This window comes from Zhengella sp. (genome assembly GCF_041397485.1).
In the GTDB taxonomy this organism is placed as follows: Bacteria; Pseudomonadota; Alphaproteobacteria; order Rhizobiales; family Rhizobiaceae; genus Zhengella.
Genome location: NZ_JAWKWO010000001.1, coordinates 1,021,742 through 1,037,414, shown reverse-complemented (window position 1 = coordinate 1,037,414; position 15,673 = coordinate 1,021,742). Strand labels below are relative to the sequence as shown.

Genomic DNA, 15,673 nt, shown 5'->3' with positions numbered 1-15,673 from the left:
GGCGCAGGTCCGCCATCTTGGGGCTTGCCGCCCTGCTGGCGCTGTCCGGATCGGGCGCGGCGCCAGCCGGCGCCATGGATGCCCCGATCACCGCCAATCCGCTTTCCTCCTTCCAGATCGGGTCTGACGCGCGCCGTTTCGGACCGCTGACCTTTGTCGGCGGGCTGTCGCTTTCCTCCAGCCAATGGCATTTCGGGTCGCTTTCGGCATTCCGCTTTCTTGAGGCCGGTTCCCGTTTCCTCTCCGTCTCCGACAATGGTTTCTGGTTCGGAGGCACCATCGCGCGCAACGAGGCGGGCGTGCCGACCGGCATATCCGGCGGATGGATGAGCGAGATCCTGGGTCCGGAAGGCTTGCCACTGGAAAGCAAGTATGAAGCCGATGCCGAAAGCCTGTCGCTGCGCGGCGGGACGGCGACGGTGGGCTTTGAGCGCTATCACCGAATCGCCGAATACCGCCTGGTGGACGGGCGGCCCGGCGGGGCCGGCGGCACCGTGGATTTCATTGTTCCCGGTCACGAATTGCGCACCAATCGGGGTTTCGAATGCGTGGCCCATTCGCCTGAAGGCGGCCCGCTTGGCGGCGCGCGGGTGGCTGTCACGGAAAAGAGCCTCGACCGCAAGGGCAACATTTTCGGAGCCGTGCTGGAGGGGCCTAGGCGCGGCATCTTCACGGTGGCGAAATCCGGCGTCTTCGATGTGACCGACTGCGCGTTCCTGCCTGGCGGTGACATGCTGCTTCTGGAACGGCGCTATTCGCTGGGAACCGGCGTGGGGATGCAGATCCGGCGGGTGCCGGGCGACAGGATCGGCGCCGGCGCGCTGCTCGACGGCGAGATCCTGTTTTCCGGCGGCATGGATTACCAGATCGACAACATGGAAGGCATGGATGTCTGGCGTGCCGGTGACGGGACGCTGCGCCTGTCGCTGGTTTCCGACGACAACAAGTCGCTTTTGCAGCGCACGCTCTACCTGGAATTCATCATTGCCGAGTGAAGCCGGTCAGGCGGCTTCCGGCGAAACCGGCTTCAGGCGGGCAAGCAAGGCGCCATAGGGTGCAAGCATGACCACGCCGACCGCGATCTTGACGCAGAAGTCGCCCAGGGCAAGCGAGACCCAGAGCGGCACCTCCGTGCCCATGAAGGCAACGGGAAAGGCCAGCGAGCCGTCTTCCATGCCGAACGATGCGTCGATGAAAGCGAACGGGGCGGCGAATGCGATGCCGAAGAAGATCACCGTGTCGATGGCCGAGCCGAGCAGGGTGGAGACGAGTGGCGCACGCCACCATGCCATGCGGCGCAGCCGGTCGAAAACCGCGGTATCGAGCAATTGAGCGACGAGGAAAGCCGAGCCGGATGCAATGGCGATGCGCGGCGTGGCCAGCCAGACCGACAGCGCGACAGCGAGCACGAAACCGGCCAGCACCACCCTGCGGGCAGCGGCGACGCCGAAGCGGCGGTTGGTCAGATCGTTGACGAGAAAGGCGACCGGATAGGTGAAAGCGCCCCATGTCAGGATCTCGCCAAGGCCGAAATGGGCGAACGGATACTGGACGAGGACATTCGAGACGGCAACGACAGCCGCCATGGCTGCCACGAAAGGCAGAAGGGAACGTATTGTCATACGCATTTTTTTATCCTGGGTGATGCCACCAGCTTGCCGGGCGAACCCGGCGGCGAAGGGAGCGGGAACCGGCAGGCGCCAAGACCTGCCGGGCCGTTGCGAAAAGGGATCAGGCGGCCTGCTCGGCCATCTTCTTTGCAATCTGCTTCTTCAGCACGCGGGCGCGCTGCGAGAGGTCGTTGGAAGCGGCCTTCATGAGGAAGGCATCCAGGCCGCCGCGATGCTCCACGCTGCGCAGGGCAGCAGCGGAAATGCGCAGGCGGTAGCTCTGCCCGAGGGCTTCCGAAATCAGCGTCACCTGCACCAGGTTGGGCAGGAAGCGGCGGCGGGTCTTGTTGTTGGCATGGCTGACATTGTTACCGGTCAGGACAGCCTTGCCGGTCAGTTCGCAAGCACGGGACATTGGATCACCTTTTGGTTCGTGTCTTTCGCGGCCAAACCGGCAGAACGCCACGACGGTTCGCATGAACCGCGTCTTGTCCCAAGGCTGACCTCGTGGAAAAATCCCGCGTTCAATAGTGACAATGGCCGGTGGCGTCAAGCCGCAAATGCCCGGCGCAGCCGTGGCGTGCGGCGGGGTGGACCACAACTTCGCCGGAATCGGCGTTCAGGAAAGCGGAAGGGACGCCATTGCCAAAGAGACCGAATGTGATGATCCGATTGTCAACCGCCGCACTCGCAGCCGCCCTCGCCGTCATGCCCGCCGGGGCCGATGCGCTGGATGCGGGGCAAACCTTCGTCACCGAATACGCGTTTTCGCTGCTTGGCCTGCCGCTTGGCGTATCGCATTTCGAAAGCAGCGTACAGGGCGACCGCTTCACCGTAGAGGGGACGGTGCGCAGCGCGGGCCTGGCGCGCCTGTTCGACAGCACGGTTGCGCAGTCGCGCGTCGAGGGGCGGCTCACCGGCGACGGGCTGGCGCCTGAAACCTATGCCATGAGCTATGTTTCGGGCGACCGGAAACGGTCGACGGAACTGACCTTCAGGAACAGCGATGTGGTTGCCACGCGGCTGATCCCCAAGCCACCGCGTGGCGAGCGCCTCGTGCCGGTGACGGCGGAGCACCTGAAGGCAGTCAGCGACCCGATGACGGCGGGGATCGTGCGTGCGGCAAGCCCGCAGGCGGTCTGCCAGCGCAGTTTGCGCGTGTTCGATGGCCGGATGCGCATGGATATCGTCCTGTCCGATCCGAAGCCGGAGCAAGTGGATGTCAGCGGCTATCGCGGGCCGGCGGTGACGTGCAAGGCCAGGTTCATTCCGGTGGCGGGCTACAGGAAAGGCAAGAAGGCGATCGAGTTCCTGCGCGACAATGACGATATCACGGTCACCTTCGCGCGCAGAGGCTCGACAGACATCTATGCGCCGGTTAAGGCGTCGGTGCCGACCATGATCGGGCGGTTGAGGATTTCCGCGACCCGTTTCGGGCCGGCGGAGTGACGGACCGGACCGGGTCTCCATGACCGGCTGCCGGCCGGGAGAGACATGTGGGACGCGCGACTTTCATCGGATTTCTTGCCGTGGTGCTATGGGCGCTGCTGGCGCTGTTCACCGATGCATCGGGCGCGGTGCCGCCGTTCCAGCTTGCCGCGATGAGCTTTGCCGTCGGCGCGCTGGTGGGGCTGGGCGCGCTGCATGTGCGCGGAAAGCCGCTTTCGGCGCTGAAGGTGGAGCCGCGCGCCTGGATGGTGGGTGTGGCCGGGCTGTTCGGTTATCACTTCTTGTACTTCACCGCGCTCAGGAACGCGCCGGCCGTGGATGCCAGCCTGATCGCCTATCTCTGGCCGCTGTTCATCGTGGCCGGTTCGGCGCTGATGCCGGGTGAGCGGCTGCGTGTCCACCACGTCATCGGCACGCTGATGGGGCTGGCCGGCACGGCGCTGATCGTCACCAAGGGCAACGGCTTCACCTTCGATCCCGCCTTCGGCTTCGGCTATGCCATGGCCTTTGCCGGGGCATTCGTGTGGTCGGGCTATTCGCTGCTGTCGCGGCGTTTTGCCAGTGTGCCGAGCGATGCGGTGACGGGTTTCTGCGCGGCGACCGCCCTTCTGGCGCTTGGCTGTCACCTGATGCTGGAGGAGACCGTGTGGCCTGACACCATGCTGCAATGGCTGGCGGTGGTGGGGCTCGGACTGGGGCCCGTGGGGGCTGCCTTCTACTTCTGGGATCATGGCGTCAAACAGGGCAATATCCAGGTGCTCGGCGCATCGAGCTATGGCGCGCCGCTGCTGTCCACGCTGGTGCTGATCGCCGCCGGCTTTGCCGACGCGACGGTGATCGTGCTGGCGGCCTGCCTGCTGATCACCGGCGGCGCCGTCCTTGCCGCCTGGCCGATGCTGACATCCGGACGCTCTCCGGCGGGCGAGGCCCCGTCGTGACCCTCCTTCCCTGGCCTGGCGGCCTTGGCGCCACGGAAAACGGGCTGCTGCTGCTTTCCGTCATCGCCGCCATTCTCTATGCGGTGATGCTGCCGCAACCGGTCTCCTGGCGGCGCACGGCGGCCAAAACGCTTTCTACCGCGCTGCTGGCGCTGATCGCCTATCATGCCGGCGGCCCCTGGCTGCTGGTGGCGGGGCTGGCGCTTTCCGCGCTCGGCGATTTTTTCCTCGCACACCATGACGACCGCTCCTTCATGGCCGGCCTTGGCGCTTTCCTGGCCGCGCATCTCATCTTCACGGCGCTGTTCGCGCTGCACGATCCGGCATCGCAATCGGCGCTTCCGATTGTGCTGCTGCCGCGCTGGGCGGCCTTTGCGCTCATCGGGGCGGTGGGGCTGTGGGCGCTGTTCCTGGCGCGGCGGCTGATGCCGGCGCTGGCTGCGCCGATGCGCGTGCCGGTTGCGGTCTATGTCATGGCCATTGTCGCCATGGCGGCGGCGGCGTTCCTGTTTCAGCCACCTGGCGTCATCGCCGGTGCGCTTCTGTTCGTCGCCTCGGATTCGGTGCTTGCCGTGGAGCGTTTTATCATGGCGGAGAACGATCTGCGCCAGCGGAGCGCGCATCTTTTCGTCTGGTCCAGCTATTTTGCGGCGCAGGCCGCGTTCCTAGTCGCGCTCACCTGACGGAGCCCAGCCCGGCGGCGCCATCTCGAAGCGTTCGAAGAGGAAGCCCGGGGCCACGGTGCAGCCGACGAGCGTCCAATGCCCGAGGCTGCGCGCGGATTGCCAGCAATTGGCAGGGACAACGACCTGCGGGCGCTGGCCGGCCGCCACGTCCATGCCAAGCACCTGCCTCGCTGTCATCCTGCCATCGGCGGACAGCCCCAGCTCCAGCGGCGCGCCGGCATGCCAGTGCCAGATTTCGGCAGCATCCGTGACGCGGTGCCAGTGCGAGCGTTCGCCGGCTTCAAGAAGGTAGAGAATGGCGGTGGAATGGCCGCGCGGGCCGCCGTCCGTGTCGCGGAAGGTTTCGACATACCATCCACCTTCGGGATGGCGCTGCATCGCAAAGGCCGTGCGGATGGTTTCCGGCGTCAGGTCGGGACCGGTCGGGGATACCATGCCTCAGGCCTTGTCCTTGCGCTTGCGCACTTCGGCAAGCACTTCCCAGTCGGCTGCGTCCGTCATGCCCAGATGTGCGCGGATCGCCGGGTCGCCCCAGCGCAGGAAGGGATTGGTCTCCAGTTCCCGGCCGATCGTGGTCGGCAAGGTGGGCCTGTTTTCGGCACGCAGGGCCTCGACTTCCTTCAGGCGGGCCGCCAGCGCCGGGTTTTCCGGATCGACCGTCACGGCGAAGCGTGCATTGGCCAGCGTGTATTCATGGCCACAATAGACCACCGTTTCGGGCGGCAGGGCGGCCAGCTTCGACAGGGAAGCGAACATTTCCTCCGGCCCTCGCTCGAACAGGCGGCCACACCCCATGGCGAACAGGGTATCGGCGGTAAAGACTACCTTGTCCTGCGGGAAATGATAGCAGATATGGCCGGCGGTATGGCCCGGCGTGGCGATCACCTCGACCGGATGACCGGCCCAGTCGAAGCGGTCGCCGCCGCCGACGAGGCGGTCCAGTCCATCGATTTTTCCGGCTTCTTCGGCCGGACCCGTCACTTCGCAGCCGAAGGCGGCTTTCAGCGGTGCTATGGCCTCGACATGGTCGCCGTGATGATGGGTGACGAGGATATGCGTCAACTGCCAGCCCTTTTCGTCGAGGCGTTCGCGGATGGGGCCTTCCTGCGGTGCGTCGATGGCGGCGGTGCTGCCGGTTTCCGGGTCGTGCACGAGGACGCCGAAATTGTCGCTGCGGCACATGAACTGTTCGATCTGCAATGGCATGGACTGTCTCCCTCGTTTCGCCGCGAAGCCTATTGGAGGCGCGGCGCCATGTCACCCGGCAAGGGCGGTTGCGCTCGGACGATTGCGCGCTTACCGTCCGGCCCATGTATGGCGATATCGTCGACTTGCGAACCTTTTACGCGTCCACGCTGGGCCGTCTGGCCGAGCGCTCGATTGCCCGCGCGCTGACCGCCGTCTGGCAGCCGCTGGCCAATGAGCGGCTGGTCGGGCTCGGCTATCCGCTGCCCTGGCTGGACCGGTTCGCGCCGGACACCGAGCGCACCTTCGCGTTCATGCCGGCCGGGCAGGGCGCGGTGAACTGGCCGCCGGAGGGGCCGGGCGCGGCGGCGCTCGTCTTCGATGAGGAATTGCCGCTGCCCGACAGTTCCATCGACCGGCTGCTGATGGTGCATCTGCTGGAGCATTCGGAAAGCCCGCGCGAGACGCTGACGGAGGCCTGGCGGGTGCTGGCGCCCGGTGGGCGGCTGATCGTGGTGGTGCCTAACCGGCGCGGCGTCTGGGCGCGGTTCGAGCATACGCCATTCGGGTCCGGGCGGCCGTTCTCGCGCGGGCAAGTGACCATGTTGCTGCGCGATGCGAATTTCACGCCCGGCGCCTTTGCCGATGCGCTCTTCTTCCCGCCGCTGCGCAAGCGCTGGCTGATCCGCGCCGCGCCGACGCTGGAACAGGCGGGCCGGCGATTCTGGCCGGTCTTTGCCGGGGTCCTGGTGGTGGAGGCGCAGAAACGGCTCTACCAGGGACGCCCGGTCGCGCAGCGCGCCTCGCGCCGCGTCTTCGTGCCGGTGCTGGCGCCGCAGGCGGCCTCGCGGGTGCCGGGGTGCAATCGCGATGCCCGCGAGGCAGGAGCATAGCCGACCGCCTCGACATTTTGCCTTGCGGCCTGTATGTCGGCGCGTGGCCGCGCTTTCGCGGCCATGCCACTTTTCATCCAGGGGTTTCCTTCATGGACAAGAGAGCCGATCCGAACCGTCCCGTGCCCAATCCCGGTGTCATGGACATTGCCGCCTATGTGCCCGGCCGCGAGACCGTGCATGGCGTTGAGAAGGTCTACAAGCTCTCTTCCAACGAGACGCCGCTGGGTTGTTCGCCCAAGGTGCGCGAGGCCATGGAAGGCGCGCTGTCGCGGCTGGAAATCTATCCCGACGGCCAGTCAGAGGAATTGCGCCAGGCCATCGCCGAGGTGCATGGCCTGAACCCCGCCAATATCGTCTGTTCCAACGGTTCCGACGAATTGCTCGGGCTGCTGGCCCATGTCTACCTGGGCGAAGGCGACGAGGCGATCTATACCGAGCATGGTTTCCTCGTCTACCGCATCCAGATCCTCGCCAATGGGGCGACACCGGTGGTGGCGGCGGAAAAGGACGAGACGGCGGATGTCGACGCCATCCTTGCCTGCGTCACGGAGCGCACCAAGGTGGTTTTCCTCGCCAACCCCAACAATCCGACCGGCACCTATGTCCCCTATGAGGACGTCAAGCGCCTGCGCGCCTCGCTGCCGGCCCATGTGCTGCTGGTCCTCGACGCGGCCTATGCGGAATACGTGCGGCGCAACGACTACGAAGCCGGCATGGAACTGGTGGCCAACAATGACAATACGGTCATGACGCGCACCTTTTCCAAGATCTACGGTCTTGCGGGGCTGCGCATCGGCTGGATGTATGCGCCGGCTCATATCTGCGATGCGATCAACCGGGTGCGCGGTCCGTTCAATGTCAATGCGCTGGCCATCCGGGCCGGGGCGGCGGCGATCCGCGACCGCGGTTTCATCGAGCAGGCCGTTTCCCACAATGATGAATGGCTGGCGCGGCTGACGGAGGCCTTGACCGGGCTTGGTCTGCGCGTCACGCCGTCGGTCGGCAATTTCGTGCTGGTCCATTTTCCGGAGAATGATCCGGTGCATACGGCGGAGGCGGCCGATGCCTTCCTGTGCGCGCGCGGTTATGTGTTGCGCCGGGTGACCGGCTACGGCTTTCCCAATGCGCTGCGCATGAGCATCGGCACGGCCGAAGCCAATGAGGGCGTGATCGCCGCGCTGACGGATTTCCTGAAAGGATAGGATCGTGGCCGGCAACAACGGCAAGGTGGCGGCGCGCGCGCCGATGTTCGCGCGCATCGCGCTGATCGGCATCGGGCTGATCGGCTCGTCGCTGGCGCATGTGATACGCCGCGAGGGGCTGGCCGGCGAGGTGGTGGTTTCCAGCCGCAGCGCGCAGACGCTGAAGCGGGCGGAGGAACTTTCGCTTGGCGACCGGTATGAAGCCGATGCGGCGGAAGCCGTGCGTGGCGCCGATCTCGTCATCGTGTCGGTTCCGGTCGGCGCGTCCGGCGCGGTGGCCGCGGCCATTGCCGGGACGCTGGAACCGGGCGCCATCCTCACCGATGTCGGTTCGACGAAGCGCACCGTCATCGAGCAGATGACGCCGCATGTGCCTGCCGGCGTCCATCTGGTGCCGGGCCACCCGATAGCCGGTACCGAGCGCTCCGGCCCGGACGCAGGCTTTGCCGAGCTGTTCGAGGGGCGCTGGTGCATCCTGACGCCGCCGGAAGGCACGGATGAAACGGTGATTGCCCGGCTGGGCGCCTTCTGGGAGGCATGCGGCTCGCGCGTCGACACGATGGATGCCGACCACCATGACCGCGTGCTGGCCATCGTCTCGCACCTGCCGCACATCATCGCCTACAATATCGTGGGAACGGCGGACGATCTCGAGACGGTGACCAAGTCCGAGGTCATCAAGTATTCCGCCTCCGGTTTCCGTGACTTCACGCGCCTGGCCGCATCCGATCCGACGATGTGGCGCGACGTCTGCCTGCACAACAAGGACGCGATCCTGGAAATGCTGGCGCGTTTTTCCGAAGACCTGTCAGCGCTGCAACGGGCCATTCGCTGGGGCGACGGGGACAAGCTGTTCGACCTGTTCACGCGCACGCGCGCCATCCGCCGCTCCATCATCGAGGCGGGGCAGGACACGGCGGAGCCGGATTTCGGCCGCCACGCCGATCACGCCCACAAGGCCTGAGCCATCCGGTCAGGGCAGGCGCGGCAGCGGCTGCAAACGGACGAAGCCCAGGGTGGGGACGCCATCGCTCACGCGAACGGGTATCGCCGGGCTGCCATTCGCGCCGCCAAGGGCCGTCAGCGCGGAGAGTGCTGTGTCGATCGTCTTTTCCTCGCCCGGATAGAGCCGTTTCGCCAGGGCGGCGAGTTCGGCCGGATTGCGCAGCGTGACGGTGAAGTCGCCGTTCAGCCGGCCCTCGCGATCCACGCTAAACGGGCCGGTCAGGCGCGCGCCCGCCGAGCCGCCGATATCGAGCGAGAGGTCGCGCAGCGTGCCTTCGATCCCGCGCAGGGAGCGTTTGCCCGCCGCTAGGTGAAGCGCGCCGTCGCGGATGGTGGCATCGCCTGAAAGCGCCAGCGGGGGCAGGGCCTCGCCGTTCGTCATTCCGGCAGGCAGGTCAAGGCCGGTCAGCGTGGCGGCCAGGTCGATGGAGCCCTGGACGGTGCGCATATGCGCCTGGACATCGCCGGCCGTGGCGACCACCGGCGCGTGGGCCGAGCGGACGGAGAGGCGCGCGTCCCTGATCTGAACAGAGGCGCGCAAGGGCAGGGGCTTGCTGGCGCGGATGCTGGCCTGCAGGCTTTCCCAGTCTGCCGAGAGCGGAACGACGCCCGGCAGGTCGATTTCGGCCGGCCCGTCCACTTCCGCGACAATGTGACCTGGCGCGTAGACTTGCGCGGCGCTGCGCAGGGCGCCGGCTTCGATGGCGATGCCCTGTCCGGGGCGCCGCCATGCCGTGGCATCGCAGAACAGGCCGATGCGGAAGGGGTAGCCGTGCGCCCGTGCGCCGGCGCATTCGGTTTCCACGCCGCGTTCGGCCTGTCGGCTGATCGCATGGGCGGTTTGCTCTTCCAGCCGGCCGGCGATATAGAACCAGCCGGCCGTGTAGAGCGTGATGGCTGCGACAATGGCCAGGGCAAGCCAGAGGAAACGGCGCGCATTGCGCGGAGGGGAACTGACCGGTCGGGACATGGTTGAGAACAGCCTTTCACTATCGCAATCGGATTCCGGCGCGCCGGGCACTGACGCCGGTATGGGCGATTTTTGGGTTTTCGGCTACGGCTCGCTGATGTGGCGGCCGGGTTTCGATCATCTGGAGCGCCACCGGGCCCATCTTTTCGGCTTTCGCCGGGCGCTTTGCGTGCGCTCCTTCGTGCATCGTGGAACGGAACAGCGGCCGGGCCTCGTGCTGGGCCTCGACAAGGGCGGCTCCTGCATTGGCGTCGCCTTCCGCGTCTGCGATTCCCGTCGGGCCGAAACGATCAACTATCTGCGCGAACGCGAACTGGTCACCCATGTCTATCGCGAGCGCTGGCTCAATATCGCGCTCGACGACGGGCGGCGTGTGCCGGCGCTGGGCTATGTGGTGGACCAGCATCACCGGCAATATGCCGGGCGGATGGGTGTTGAGGAAGCCGCGCGCCATGTTTCCGGCGCGCATGGGCAATCGGGGCCGAACGAGGAATATGTCGCGAACACGGTGGAGCATCTGCGCCAGATGGGTATTCGCGACCGCTGGCTGGAAGCCGTGGCCCATCACATGCACCACCGCTGAATGTCCTGTCAGCGGCGCGGCAGGCCGGCGGTGTCCACGCCCAGTTCCTCCAGCCGGCGGATGGCCGTGGCCGGCATGGGCGGCGGGTTGGGACCGGTGGCCGCTTCGACCAGATAGGCATCGCAGGCCGCTTCCGTTTCGGCCTGCAAGCGCGCCTGGAATTCCTCGCGCGGCAGGCCTGCGGGGATGGGGGGCAGGAATCGCGCATGGATCGTGCCGGGATAGCGCAGCATCTTGCGCCGTGGCCAGAACAGGCCGGCACTGTGGGCGACCGGAACCACCGGCACATTGAGCTGCACGTAGAGCTCCACGATGCCGTATTTGTAGGCCGGCTCCGCGCCCGGCGGCCTGCGCGTTCCCTCCGGGTAGATGATGAGCTGGCGGCCGTCGGCCATCCTGGCGCGGGCTTCCCTGACCGCCTTCTTGAGCGCGACGGAGCGTTTGCCGCGGTCGATCGGGATCATGCGCATCTTGGCGACGTACCAGCCGAAGAGCGGAATCCACATCAGCTCGCGCTTGAGGATGTAGAGCGCATCCGGGATCCAGGGCAGGAAGGCGAATGTGTCCCAGGCGGACTGGTGCTTGGGAGCGATGATATAGCCGCCCGCCGGCAGGTTTTCCTGGCCGGTGATGACCGACTTCACGCCACCGATCCGGTGCAGCAGCCACATGTTCACGCGCGCCCACGACTTCGGCACCCACCAGGCGGCGCGGCGCGGGGCGAGGAAATAGAAGGGCGTGTAGACGACCATCTGGACGAAGGTCGCGATGTAGAACGCGGCGTTGAACAGGAGCGAGCGCAGGAGGATCATGGACTATCGGAACCGGTCTGTGAGCACAGCCAACCGGCTTACACGATGCGGCATGAAAGGCAAAGGCGAAGGGTCAACGGGCCGCCGCGCTGATCGTCGGCCCCTGCTCGGGGGCAGGCAGAAGACCGCGTGCCAGCGCGGCGACATATTTGGCATATTCGGTGAACAAGACGCGCAGCGCCGCCGGTTTCATCATCCAGCGGCCGTCATCCATGGGCGTGTTGACCACCGGCCATGGCACGATATCGACATTGCCCGCCGTGCGCTTGAGCTCCATGATCGAACGCGGCATGTGATAATTGTTTGTGACGAGAATGACGCTCTTGTATCCGTTGCGGGTCAGCCATTTGGCACTCTCGGCGGCATTGCCGATCGTGTCGAGCGCCTCGATGTCGATGTCGATGCAGCAATTGAACACATCGGTCTGCGCGCCGGTGGCCTGGCGCAGCGTGCCACGGCTCGTCACGGGATTCACGCCGGATATCAGCAGGCGCTTGCCCTGTCCGTTTTCCAGAAGGGCCACGGCGGTGTCGATGCGGTGATAGCCGCCGGTCAACACGATGATCCCGTCGGCCCGGCTTATGCCAGGAGGCGGCGCCATGCGGCCGACCGTATCGGCGAAAAAGGCAAACCCGGCAACAAAAGCGGCAAGAAGCACAAGCGTGCCCAGGAACCCGTACCGCCAGAGGCGGCGCAGACGGCGGATCGCCGCGGGACGGTCCGCCTGTCCCTGTGTCGACGCGGTCACTGCCGTTCCTGCGGGTTCCTCGTTCGCGTTCATGGCATTCCGATACATGGCAATTGCGGCATTGAATAGCCGGAAAAACGGCAATTGCGGCATTCCCGCCGCGCTCGTCCTGGGCCGCGTTTCACTCTTCTCCCGTTGTGTCGAGATCGCTCAGAAAGGTCAGCACGGTGTAATGCGTGGTCAGGGCCGTCAGCAGGGCAATGAGGATGACGACGGCGATAACGCCGAGATAGCCGGCAAGGCCTATGCCGAACGTGCCGAAAAGCGCGGCGGCCTGATCGGCCTCGGGCGTGGCGAGATTGCTGGCCGACCACCACGACCCGAGAAGAAAGACGGCGACGGCGAGAATGCCGCCAATGGCCGCGCCCTTCATGCCGACAGCGAGGAAATGGCGGCGGAACTCCACCGCGATGAAGCGGCCTTCAGCGCCGACGAAATGCAGGACCTCGATGATATGGCCATTGCCGGCCATGGCGCCGCGCGTGGCGAACACCACGGTCAGGATCGTCGCGGACAGCATCAGCACAAGGACCGCCACGCCGATGGTGACCGTGGTGCGGGCCATGGAAACCAGGCGGTCGACCCAGGTCCGGTGATCGTCGAGCGAAAGGTTGGCAATGGCGCCGGTCAGTGCCGTGCGCATGGCGGCAAAGTCCGGCGGGTCCGTTTCGTCGATGGTGACGATGACGAGGCGGGGAACGGGCAGTTCCTCGATGTCGAGACCGCTGCCGAGCCATGGCTCCAGCAGCCGTGCGGTTGCGTCCGGGTCCAGCACTTCGGTTGAACGGACACCCTCGAAACCGCCTGCAATTGCCGCGGCCTGCGCCAGTGCCGCTTCCATGTCGAGGGTTTCGGAGGGCCGGATCTGGATCGTCGCCTCGCGGGCGATCTGGCTCTGCCAGCCTGCGGCCGTGTCACGCACCAGGGTGACGGCGCCCAGCGTCAGGCAGGACAGGAAGGTCATGATCGCGATGACGAAGACCAGCGCGCGGCCGGCTACATTGCCCGAAGGGACGATGGGCGTGGGCCGGCGGGCCGTGCCATTGAGAACCCGTGGAATGGCGCGGCCCGGCAGGTCCGGCAATTTCGGCAGGCGGGTTGCCGCGCCGGACGGCTTGCCCGAGACGCGGCCGGGGCGGATCGCCGCTTTCGCCTTGTCAGTCATAGATGTCCAGCCTCCCGTCCGAGAGGATCATCCGACGGGCATCGACCTGGTTCATCAGGGAAAGGTCGTGCGTGGCGATGAGCACCGCGGTTCCCGAGCGGTTCAATTCGATGAACAGGCGCAGCAGACGCCGCGCCATGGGCGGATCGACATTGCCGGTCGGTTCGTCGGCGAGCAGGATTTCCGGCTGTTCGATGAGGGCGCGCGCTATGGCCGCGCGCTGTTTCTCACCGCCCGAAAGGACCGGTGGCAGGACATGCATGCGATCGCCGAGACCCACCCATTTGAGCAGTTCAGTGACGTCGTTGCGATAGGTCGCTTCCTCGCGCCCGCGGATGCGCAGGGGCAGCGCCACGTTCTCCCACGTGGTCATGTGGTCGAGCAGGTGGAAATCCTGGAAGACCACGCCGATCCGGCGGCGCAGATGCGGCAGTTCGGCGCGCGTGATGCGGGCGCGGTCTTTGCCGAAGACCGTGATGAGGCCGCGCGTGGGCTTCAGCGACATGAACAGAAGGCGAAGCAGCGTGGTCTTGCCGGCACCGGAGGGGCCGGTCAGGAACTGGAACGAACGCTCCGGCAACTGGAAGGAGACATCGCGAATGATCTCCGGCCCCATGCCATATCTCAAGCCCACGTTCTCGAAACGGATCACGCCGCTGGTTCCCCTTGCCGGACCATGCCGCGGCTGCACGCAAGGGCCGCCGGGCAAATCACTTCCTCGTCTTGGTTAACGGTCCCTTGCGGGAGGGGTCAAGAATCCTGTGCCAGCATGGCCGTTTTGAGGAGGCGTTAACCATTTCTTGACCGGGACGCGACAACACATGAGACAGTGGAAAGACGAGCGCAAGTGATGCAGGACCGGACCAGGCATCTGCCGCTGGATGGCGAAATCCTCGACGCGGGTCATGCCGGCGGCGCAGCCGGCGCGCATGCGTTGCGGTTAAATGCCGAGATCATCGGATATGAAACGGTGGAAACGGGTTGTCAGCCTGCCGCAACGGCACCCCTTCGAGCGCCGGTGCGGGCTGCGTCGGACGGCCTTGCCATGCTGCGCACGGCCCGGCTGCCGGAGCATGGGGACAGGCGGCCGGAACCGCTTGCGGGACGGCTGCTCAAGGTCACCGGGTTCATCGTCGCCGGCGCGGCATTCTGGATCAATGGCGGGCATGCGCTGTTTACCGGCGGTGCCGGTGCCGACCTGTTCATTGCCGAACTCAATTCACGCATGGAAGTGCGGGGCGGGGAAACCATGCTGCGGGTCGACACCAGGGTGGAGAACCGCGGCGGACAGTCCGCGCGCCTGCCCGCAATCCTGGTCTCGGTCCGAGGCAAGGACGGGTCGACCGCGCAATACAAGCTGGGGACAAGCCGCGCGGGCCTTGAGCCAGGCGGCAGCCACCTCTTTTCCGGCCATGTTGCAGCGCCTAGACTGGGCGTGGACCGGGTGTCGGTGCGCCTGGACAGCAAAAGGGACGGATGATGCAGACGGTCAGGGGCAAACAGATCGAGGTGCTTTACAGCGCGTCGACCATCGCGAGGCGCAATCTGGAACTGGCCAAGGAAATCGCCGAGCGCGACCTGAAGGACCTGCTCGTGATTTCGGTCCTGAAGGGGTCCTTCATCTTCGCGGCAGACCTGATCCGCGCCATGCATGATGTCGGCGTGGCGCCGGAGGTGGAATTCATCATGATCTCATCCTACGGCGCGGGGCGGACCAGCGGCGAGATCAAGGTGTTGCGCGACATCGACAATGACGTCACCGGGCGCGACATCCTGCTGATCGACGACATCCTGGAATCGGGCAAGACGCTGAAATACACGCGCGACCTGATGCTCTCGCGCGGCGCGCGCTCCGTTTCCATCGCGGTGCTGCTCGACAAGCGCATGCGCCGGACCAATGACATCGATGCCGATTTCACGGGATTTGACTGTCCCGACTATTTTGTGGTGGGCTACGGCATGGATGCCGGGCACGCCTTCCGCGAACTTCCCTATGTCGGATTTATCAAGGACGAGGCTTGAGAGACTGAATGGCCAGGATACTGCTCGTTGAAGACGACGATTCCGTACGCGCGTTCACGGCGCGGGCGCTTGGCGTTGACGGCCATGAGGTGGAAACCGCCGAGGACGGGGAGATCGGCCTTTCCATCCTGTCGGACGAACCCGGCGGTTTCGATCTGGTGCTTTCGGATATCCGCATGCCGGTGATGGACGGCATCGAAATGGCCAAGACGGCGGCCCGCGACTTTCCCGGCCTCAAGATCCTGTTGATGACCGGCTATGCCGAGCAGCGCGAGCGGGCATCGGACCTGAGCCAGGTCATCATCGATGTGGTGCCCAAGCCCTTCACGCTCTCGGAAATCCGCACGGCGGTTGCCGGCGCGCTGGCCGCCTGAGCGCAAGCCTTTCCACTGCCTGTTGCCG

General features: G+C 65.9%; 20 protein-coding genes. 11 read left to right on the top strand and 9 right to left on the bottom strand.

The features are described 5' to 3' along the window. Nucleotides 1–17: 17 nt before the first annotated feature. A complete protein-coding gene (locus tag R3D65_RS04940) occupies nt 18–995 on the top strand; it encodes an esterase-like activity of phytase family protein (protein WP_371274119.1) in 978 nt (325 codons plus the stop codon). Between the two features lie 6 nt (nt 996–1,001). On the opposite strand, the gene R3D65_RS04935 is transcribed toward R3D65_RS04940, so the two are convergent. Beyond that, a complete protein-coding gene (locus R3D65_RS04935; RefSeq protein WP_371274118.1) occupies nt 1,002–1,628 on the bottom strand; it encodes a queuosine precursor transporter in 627 nt (208 codons plus the stop codon). 103 nt (nt 1,629–1,731) lie between these two features. Continuing rightward, nucleotides 1,732–2,025 carry a 50S ribosomal protein L28 gene (gene rpmB / locus R3D65_RS04930; protein WP_371274117.1) on the bottom strand — a complete coding sequence of 98 codons (294 nt, stop codon included), beginning with the start codon at nt 2,023–2,025 and terminating at the stop codon, nt 1,732–1,734. 248 nt (nt 2,026–2,273) lie between these two features. Between rpmB and R3D65_RS04925 the strand changes: the two genes are divergently transcribed. Genes R3D65_RS04925 through R3D65_RS04915 form a run of 3 tightly spaced genes read left to right on the top strand, consistent with a single transcriptional unit; the run spans nt 2,274 to nt 4,680 of the window. Further along, nucleotides 2,274–3,059 carry a DUF3108 domain-containing protein gene (locus R3D65_RS04925; protein ID WP_371274116.1) on the top strand — a complete coding sequence of 262 codons (786 nt, stop codon included), beginning with the start codon at nt 2,274–2,276 and terminating at the stop codon, nt 3,057–3,059. A gap of 47 nt (nt 3,060–3,106) precedes the next feature. After that, on the top strand, nt 3,107–3,997 hold the full coding sequence (locus R3D65_RS04920) for a DMT family transporter (protein WP_371274115.1): 891 nt from the start codon (nt 3,107–3,109) through the stop codon (nt 3,995–3,997). Beyond that, complete coding sequence (locus R3D65_RS04915; RefSeq protein WP_371274114.1) at nt 3,994–4,680, top strand: lysoplasmalogenase family protein; 687 nt, start codon at nt 3,994–3,996, stop codon at nt 4,678–4,680. The genes R3D65_RS04920 and R3D65_RS04915 overlap by 4 nt, the downstream gene beginning before the upstream one ends. Here R3D65_RS04915 and R3D65_RS04910 read toward each other — a convergent pair. Continuing rightward, nucleotides 4,663–5,118, bottom strand: coding sequence for a cupin domain-containing protein (locus R3D65_RS04910; protein WP_371274113.1), 456 nt, complete (start codon nt 5,116–5,118; stop codon nt 4,663–4,665). The two genes, R3D65_RS04915 and R3D65_RS04910, sit on opposite strands and share 18 nt — an antisense overlap. Before the next feature lie 3 nt (nt 5,119–5,121). Continuing rightward, nucleotides 5,122–5,889 carry a hydroxyacylglutathione hydrolase gene (gene gloB, locus R3D65_RS04905; protein WP_371274112.1) on the bottom strand — a complete coding sequence of 256 codons (768 nt, stop codon included), beginning with the start codon at nt 5,887–5,889 and terminating at the stop codon, nt 5,122–5,124. A 104-nt stretch (nt 5,890–5,993) separates the two neighbouring features. On the opposite strand from gloB, the gene R3D65_RS04900 reads away from it, so the two are divergent. From R3D65_RS04900 to R3D65_RS04890, 3 genes are all read left to right on the top strand, one after another. Next, entirely contained in the window at nt 5,994–6,761 is a 768-nt protein-coding gene (locus R3D65_RS04900; RefSeq protein WP_371274363.1) for a methyltransferase domain-containing protein, read from the top strand. A 92-nt stretch (nt 6,762–6,853) separates the two neighbouring features. After that, a complete protein-coding gene (hisC, locus tag R3D65_RS04895; RefSeq protein ID WP_371274111.1) occupies nt 6,854–7,966 on the top strand; it encodes a histidinol-phosphate transaminase in 1,113 nt (370 codons plus the stop codon). A 43-nt stretch (nt 7,967–8,009) separates the two neighbouring features. Next, a complete protein-coding gene (locus R3D65_RS04890; protein WP_371274362.1) occupies nt 8,010–8,930 on the top strand; it encodes a prephenate/arogenate dehydrogenase family protein in 921 nt (306 codons plus the stop codon). Nucleotides 8,931–8,939: 9 nt separating this feature from the next. On the opposite strand, the gene R3D65_RS04885 is transcribed toward R3D65_RS04890, so the two are convergent. Beyond that, complete coding sequence (locus tag R3D65_RS04885) at nt 8,940–9,941, bottom strand: DUF2125 domain-containing protein (RefSeq protein ID WP_371274110.1); 1,002 nt, start codon at nt 9,939–9,941, stop codon at nt 8,940–8,942. Between the two features lie 61 nt (nt 9,942–10,002). On the opposite strand from R3D65_RS04885, the gene R3D65_RS04880 reads away from it, so the two are divergent. Then, nucleotides 10,003–10,524: a gamma-glutamylcyclotransferase gene (locus R3D65_RS04880; protein WP_371274109.1), complete on the top strand. Its 522-nt coding sequence runs from the start codon at nt 10,003–10,005 to the stop codon at nt 10,522–10,524. Nucleotides 10,525–10,532: 8 nt separating this feature from the next. Here the strand turns inward: R3D65_RS04880 and R3D65_RS04875 are convergent, their stop codons facing one another. The 4 genes from R3D65_RS04875 to ftsE form a co-directional block, all read right to left on the bottom strand. Beyond that, nucleotides 10,533–11,336, bottom strand: a complete 804-nt coding sequence (locus R3D65_RS04875; protein ID WP_371274108.1) for a lysophospholipid acyltransferase family protein — start codon at nt 11,334–11,336, stop codon at nt 10,533–10,535. Between the two features lie 73 nt (nt 11,337–11,409). After that, on the bottom strand, nt 11,410–12,084 hold the full coding sequence (locus R3D65_RS04870) for a YdcF family protein (protein ID WP_371274107.1): 675 nt from the start codon (nt 12,082–12,084) through the stop codon (nt 11,410–11,412). Nucleotides 12,085–12,205: 121 nt separating this feature from the next. Then, on the bottom strand, nt 12,206–13,249 hold the full coding sequence (locus tag R3D65_RS04865; RefSeq protein ID WP_371274106.1) for a cell division protein FtsX: 1,044 nt from the start codon (nt 13,247–13,249) through the stop codon (nt 12,206–12,208). Further along, nucleotides 13,242–13,901 (bottom strand): cell division ATP-binding protein FtsE, encoded by a 660-nt coding sequence (gene ftsE / locus R3D65_RS04860; protein ID WP_371274105.1) that lies wholly within the window; start codon nt 13,899–13,901, stop codon nt 13,242–13,244. The genes R3D65_RS04865 and ftsE overlap by 8 nt, the downstream gene beginning before the upstream one ends. A 198-nt stretch (nt 13,902–14,099) precedes the next feature. Between ftsE and R3D65_RS04855 the strand changes: the two genes are divergently transcribed. Genes R3D65_RS04855 through R3D65_RS04845 form a run of 3 tightly spaced genes read left to right on the top strand, consistent with a single transcriptional unit; the run spans nt 14,100 to nt 15,645 of the window. Continuing rightward, nucleotides 14,100–14,729 carry a hypothetical protein gene (locus R3D65_RS04855; protein ID WP_371274104.1) on the top strand — a complete coding sequence of 210 codons (630 nt, stop codon included), beginning with the start codon at nt 14,100–14,102 and terminating at the stop codon, nt 14,727–14,729. Further along, on the top strand, nt 14,729–15,271 hold the full coding sequence (hpt, locus tag R3D65_RS04850) for a hypoxanthine phosphoribosyltransferase (protein WP_371274361.1): 543 nt from the start codon (nt 14,729–14,731) through the stop codon (nt 15,269–15,271). The genes R3D65_RS04855 and hpt overlap by 1 nt, the downstream gene beginning before the upstream one ends. Nucleotides 15,272–15,279: 8 nt before the next feature. Continuing rightward, nucleotides 15,280–15,645 carry a response regulator gene (locus R3D65_RS04845; protein ID WP_371274103.1) on the top strand — a complete coding sequence of 122 codons (366 nt, stop codon included), beginning with the start codon at nt 15,280–15,282 and terminating at the stop codon, nt 15,643–15,645. Nucleotides 15,646–15,673: the final 28 nt, after the last annotated feature.